Raw genomic sequence first — 5,713 nt, 5'->3', positions numbered from 1 at the left:
CACTGACGGGCTTCGTCGTCGCGGTGGCGCTCCTCGGGTGCGCCGTCGGCGCGATGATCGCCGGCTCGCTCTCCGATCGCTGGGGGCGCCTGCGCGTCATGCTGCTCGGCGCCGGCCTGTTCTTCGTCTCCTCGATCGGCGCGGGCCTCACCTTCAGCGTTCCCGACCTGATCCTGTGGCGCGTGGTGAGCGGTCTCGGCATCGGCATCGCCTCTGTCGTCGCGCCGGCCTATATCGCAGAGATCGCACCGCGTCAGATCCGCGGATCGCTGGCGTCGCTGCAGCAGCTCGCGATCACGCTCGGCATCTTCGGGGCACTGCTGTCCGACGCGCTGCTCGCGACGTGGGCCGATGGCGCCGCGAACACGCTCTGGCTCGGCCTGGAGGCCTGGCGCTGGATGTTCATCGTCGGGGTGATCCCCTCGGCGGTCTACGGGATCCTGGCTCTCACCCTCCCCGAGTCCCCGCGCTTCCTTCTCGCCGCCGGCCGCACCGACGAGGCGCGCGCGGTCTTCGCCCGCCTCGTGCCGCCGGCCGACCTGGAGCAGACCCTGCGCGAGCTGACGAACGCGATCAGCGCGGACCGCACCACCAAGAAGGCGTCGCTGCGCGGACACGTGCTCGGACTTCAGCCGATCGTCTGGGTGGGCATCATCCTGTCGGTGTTCCAGCAGTTCGTCGGCATCAACGTGATCTTCTACTACTCGACGACGCTGTGGCGCGCGGTCGGGTTCACCGAGGGCGACTCCCTGGTCATCAGCGTCATCACCTCGGTCACGAACGTCGTCGTCACCCTGGTCGCGATCTTCCTCGTCGACCGGGTGGGCCGAAAGCCCATCCTGCTGGTCGGCTCGGTGCTGATGACCCTGTCGCTGGGCATCATGGCGCTCGCGTTCACCTTCTCGGTGACGGTGAACGGCGAGGTGTCCCTCCCGGGCGCCTGGGGCCCGATCGCGCTCGTCGCCGCGAATGTGTTCGTCATCGGGTTCGGCGCGTCGTGGGGTCCGCTCGTGTGGGTGCTGCTGGGCGAGATCTTCCCGAGCCGCATCCGCGGTCGCGCGCTCGGCGTCGCGGCCGCGGCGCAGTGGATCGCGAACTTCGTCATCACGGTCTCGTTCCCCTCGATGTCGGCGTGGTCGCTGCCGCTCACCTACGGCATGTACGCCGTGTTCGCGGCCCTCTCCTTCGTCTACGTGCTGCTGAAGGTGCCGGAGACCAAGGGCATGGAGCTCGAGAAGACCGAGACGCTGTTCGTGGCGGCACCCAAGAGGTGACGGATGCCGCGGCCCGGTGCCGTCCGGTTCGCGGTCACGCCCGCACGAAGCGCGGCTGGCGCGGTGGGCGCCGAGGGTCCGGGGGCGCGGCGAGCGTGCCGTCGGGCGCGATGTGGTCGAGCATCGCCGCGACCACCGCGACGATGTGCGGATCGTCGACCCGATAGAGCTGCCGGCGTCCCTGCCGGCGTGCGCTGACGACACCGGCGGCGCGCAGCTTCGCGAGCTGCTGGCTCGTCGCGGGGATCGTCGCCCCGGTGCGCTCAGCGAGGGTCGTGACATCCGATTCGTCGTCCGAGAGCAGCCACACCAGGTGCAGGCGGCCCGGAACCGACAGGAGGTCGAACGTGTCGGCGGCGGCGGCGAGCTGCGCGACCGAGGGTGCGCCCGAGTCATCCGTCGTCCGGTCGCTCATGCGTCTCCTCACGTTCACCGTTCATTTGCGCAATTGATTGACTATTGCGTATGGTATCCGAGGCCCGGATGCCGCGGGCGACGCGACGAGCGCGAGGAGGTGAGGGACATGAGTTCTCCCAGTGACAGTCCCCGACTCCCCTCCGCCACGCGCACCCTCGGCTGACCCGCCTCGCGGGAGGCCCGGAGCGCGCCCATCCGCAAGGAGCGCGCCATGTCGACGCCCACCACCTTCGCCGGCCACACCACCGTCGGCGCCCGCTCCGGCACCCGTCTCGCCGCCGACGCCGTCGTCCTCATCGGCTTCGCCGCAGTGCTGTGGCTGCTCATCCACCTCTCGCAGGGGATCGCCGCGCCGTTCGACCCGTCTCGCGACATCGACGCCGTCTCCACCGACCCGTCACAGCTGCCCTACGACGCCGCCCGGTCGCTGCTGCGCATGTTCATCGCGCTCGCGGCATCCGTGGTGTTCACCTTCGTCTACGCGACCGCCGCCGCGCGGTCGCGGCGCGGCGAGAAGGTGCTGATCCCGATCCTCGACATCCTGCAGTCGGTGCCGGTGCTCGCGTTCCTGTCGGTGACGCTCACCGTCTGGATCGTCATCTTCCCGAACTCCGAGCTCGGCGTCGAGTGCGCCTCGATCTTCGCGATCTTCACGAGCCAGGCGTGGAACATGACGTTCGCGTTCTACAACTCGCTCACCACGCAGCCGCGCGATCTCGACGAGGCGGCGCGCCTGCTGCGGTTGACCCGCTGGCAGCGCTTCTGGAAGCTCGACGTGCCCAGCGGCATGATCCCGCTCGTCTGGAACGGCATGATGAGCTTCGGCGGGGGCTGGTTCTTCCTCGTCGCGAGCGAGGTCATCTCTGTCAACAACCACACGTATGCCCTACCCGGCATCGGATCGTATGTCGCGAGCGCGACGGCCGAGGAGAACATCCCGGCGATCCTGTGGGCCATCGCCGTCATGATCGTCATGGTCGTCGGGGTGAACGCGCTGTTCTGGCGGCCGCTGACCGCGTGGGCGGAGCGTTTCCGCATGGGCGACACGTCGAGCCAGGTGCCGCAGCGCAGTGTCGTGCTCGACGTGCTGCGCCACTCCGGGGTGCCCCGCCTGATCGGCCGCGCGCTCGCACCGCTCGGGCGCGGCCTCGACCGGGCCATGGCGGTCTTCGGCGTCGCCGACGTGCCGCTGCGCGTCGACCCGCGCCGGCGGCGCATCGGCGACCTCGCATTCGCCGTGGTCGTCGCCGTCGCCCTCACGTGGGGCACCGTGCAGGTCATCATCTTCGTGCAGTCGAGCGTCGGCCTGTGGGAGTTCGCGGATGCCGCGGGCCTCGGGCTCGTGACCTTCGGGCGCGTGCTCGTGCTGCTCGTGTTCGGCACCATCATCTGGGTGCCGGTGGGCGTGTGGATCGGGATGAACCCGCGGGTGACGCGCTTCGCTCAGCCCGTCGTGCAGGTGCTCGCGAGCTTCCCGGCGAACTTCCTCTTCCCGTTCGTCACGCTGGCACTCATCCACACCGGCATCTCGCTCAACATCGGCGGAATCCTGCTGATGGCGCTCGGCGCGCAGTGGTACATCCTCTTCAACGTCATCGCCGGCGCCTCGGCGATCCCGGCGGACCTGCGGGACGCCGCGACATCCCTGCGCCTGTCGCGCTGGCAGCGCTGGACGCGCCTCATCCTGCCGGCCATCTTCGCGTCGTGGGTGACGGGCGGCATCACCGCGGCCGGCGGCGCCTGGAACGCGTCGATCGTCTCGGAGGTCGTGACCTACGGGTCGACGACCCTCACCGCCGTCGGCCTCGGCGCGTACATCGCGAACGCCACCGCCACCGGCGACAGCCCCCGCGTGTACGTCGGGGTGATCGTGATGAGCCTGTTCGTCGTCGGCCTCAACCGGCTGTTCTGGCGGCGGATGTACCGGCTCGCCGAACGTCGTTTCTCCCTCACCTGACCCACCCGCCCACTCCGCGAAGGAGGTGCCCCATGGCACAGAACACCGCATCCGTCCGCGACACCGCGATCGTCGAGGTCGACGACGTCACGACAGCCTTCCCCTCGAGCGACGGCGGCACCCTCACGGTGCTCGACGAGGTGTCGCTGACCCTCCGAGAAGGCGAGATCGTGGCACTCCTCGGGAAGTCCGGGTCGGGGAAGTCCACCCTCCTGCGCACGGTCGCCGGTCTCATCGCCCCCACCAGCGGCGAGGTGCGCTACCGCGGCCGGCCGATCAACGGTGCGAACCCGGGCGTCGGGATGGTGTTCCAGTCGTTCGCGCTCATGCCGTGGCTGACGGTGCAGGGAAACGTCGAGCTGGGACTGGCCGCCCGCTCGGTGTCGGCCGCGGAGCGCCGTCAGCGCGCCCTCGACGCGATCGACCTGATCGGTCTCGACGGCTTCGAGTCGGCGTACCCGCGCGAGCTCTCCGGCGGCATGCGCCAGCGCGTGGGGATCGCGCGCGCCCTGGTGCTGCGCCCGGACGCGCTGCTCATGGACGAGCCCTTCTCGGCTCTCGACGTGCTCACCGCCGAGAACCTGCGCAACGAGGTGATGTCGCTGTGGGCGCAGCCCGACTTCCCGACGAAGTCGGTCTGCATCGTGACCCACAACATCGAGGAGGCGGTGCTCATGGCCGACCGCGTCTTCGTCCTCGGCTCGAACCCCGGGCACGTGCGCGCCGAGGTCGGGGTGCCGCTCCCCCGCCCGCGCGACCGGCGGCATCCGCTCTTCGCCCAGACCGTCGATCGGCTCTACGCCCTGCTGACCGGCACCGGCACCGGTGCTCCCGGCACGGCGGCCGCGCCTGTCGCCGCCACTCCGCTCAGCGCGCCGCTGCCCGACGTGTCCGTGGGCGGGCTCGCCGGCCTCGTCGAGATCGTGCACTCGCACAACGGCCAGACCGACCTGCCCGACCTCGCCGACGAGCTGTCCTTCGAGGTCGACGACCTCCTTCCCCTCGTCGACGCGGCCGCCCTGCTCGGGTTCATCGAGGTCGACGGGGCGCAGCTCTTCCTCACCGAGGACGGTCGCGCCTGGGGACGCGCGGACATCCAGGAGTCGAAGAAGCTGTTCGCACGCCTCAGCGCGGCCCACGCCCCGCTCGTGCGCACGATCCTCAAAGCGCTCGAGAACAGCGACGACGGCGCCCTGCGCGACGACTTCTTCCTCGACCTGCTGCGACGCGGCTTCTCGGGGGCGGACGCGCGGGTGCAGCTGGACATCGCGATCCAGTGGGGTCGCTACGCGGAGCTCTTCGACTACGACGCCGACTCGGGCGAGCTCGTGCTCGGCGAGGTCGCCGCCGCGTTCGGGGTGTGACCCCGACCGAGCGGCGCACCGCTGTTGCGGAGCCGGTTCAGAACTCGCCGTAGACGGCGAGCGTGTTCGCCGCGAGCTGTGCGCACAGCTCGTCGAGGTCGGTCTCGAGCGTCTCGGCCATGAACCGCACGGTCAGCGGCACGAGGTACGGGGCGTTCGGGCGACCGCGGTAGGGCGCGGGCGTGAGGAACGGGGCATCCGTCTCGACCAGGATGCGATCGCGCGGAGCCACGCGGAGGGCGTCGCGCAGGTTCTCGGCGTTCTTGAACGTGACGTTGCCCGCGAAGCTCAGCCAGTAGCCGCGGTCGCTCGCGACCCGCGCCATGTCGGCGTCGCCGGAGAAGCAGTGGAACACGGTCTTCTCCGGGGCGCCCACGCGGTCGAGGGTGTCGAAGACGGCCTGGTGCGCGTCGCGGTCGTGGATCTGCATGGCGATGCCGTGCCGCTTCGCGATCGCGATGTGCGCCTCGAAGCTCTCGATCTGGGCCGCGATGCCGTCCTCGCCGGTGCGGAAGAAGTCGAGTCCGGTCTCGCCGACCGCGCGCACCCGGGGCTGGGCGGCGAGGGTGTCGATGACCTCGATCGCCTCAGCAAGGCGTCCGGCGGCGGCGTACTCGGGCGCCTCGTTCGGGTGCAGGGCGACGGCGGCGAGCACCCGGCGGTCCTGCTCAGCAGCCCACGCGCACCACTGCGACGACTCG

General features: G+C 70.4%; 5 protein-coding genes. 3 read left to right on the top strand and 2 right to left on the bottom strand.

The window, feature by feature from the left end; translation table 11 throughout:
• The coding region (locus tag ABT08_RS11485; RefSeq protein ID WP_288115039.1) for a sugar porter family MFS transporter at positions 1-1,274 on the top strand (1,274 nt) is incomplete at its 5' end.
• Positions 1,275-1,308: 34 nt separating this feature from the next.
• Here the strand turns inward: ABT08_RS11485 and ABT08_RS11480 are convergent.
• Positions 1,309-1,689 carry an ArsR/SmtB family transcription factor gene (locus ABT08_RS11480; RefSeq protein ID WP_137878022.1) on the bottom strand — a complete coding sequence of 127 codons (381 nt, stop codon included), beginning with the start codon at positions 1,687-1,689 and terminating at the stop codon, positions 1,309-1,311.
• A 213-nt stretch (positions 1,690-1,902) separates the two neighbouring features.
• Here ABT08_RS11480 and ABT08_RS11475 point away from each other — a divergent pair, with 213 nt between their 5' ends.
• Together ABT08_RS11475 and ABT08_RS11470 are read left to right on the top strand one after the other, a co-directional pair.
• Positions 1,903-3,648, top strand: a complete 1,746-nt coding sequence (locus tag ABT08_RS11475; RefSeq protein ID WP_056210140.1) for an ABC transporter permease — start codon at positions 1,903-1,905, stop codon at positions 3,646-3,648.
• Between the two features lie 32 nt (positions 3,649-3,680).
• On the top strand, positions 3,681-5,012 hold the full coding sequence (locus tag ABT08_RS11470; protein ID WP_288115037.1) for an ABC transporter ATP-binding protein: 1,332 nt from the start codon (positions 3,681-3,683) through the stop codon (positions 5,010-5,012).
• A gap of 37 nt (positions 5,013-5,049) precedes the next feature.
• On the opposite strand, the gene ABT08_RS11465 is transcribed toward ABT08_RS11470, so the two are convergent.
• A partial coding sequence (locus ABT08_RS11465) for a TatD family hydrolase (protein ID WP_288115036.1) occupies positions 5,050-5,713 on the bottom strand: 664 nt, incomplete at its 5' end.

Source organism: Microbacterium sp. SCN 71-21 (assembly GCF_001725695.1).
In the GTDB taxonomy this organism is placed as follows: domain Bacteria; phylum Actinomycetota; class Actinomycetes; order Actinomycetales; family Microbacteriaceae; genus Microbacterium; species Microbacterium ginsengisoli.
The sequence above is the reverse complement of the archived record's forward strand: the minus strand, read 5'-3'. Positions and strand labels throughout refer to the sequence as shown.

Excerpts from the sequence above, each read along its gene's own strand:
- ABT08_RS11480 (WP_137878022.1), bottom strand. The coding sequence starts at position 1,689 with ATGAGCGACCGGACGACGGATGACTCGGGCGCACCCTCGGTCGCGCAG.
- ABT08_RS11475 (WP_056210140.1), top strand. The coding sequence starts at position 1,903 with ATGTCGACGCCCACCACCTTCGCCGGCCACACCACCGTCGGCGCCCGC.
- ABT08_RS11470 (WP_288115037.1), top strand. The coding sequence starts at position 3,681 with ATGGCACAGAACACCGCATCCGTCCGCGACACCGCGATCGTCGAGGTC.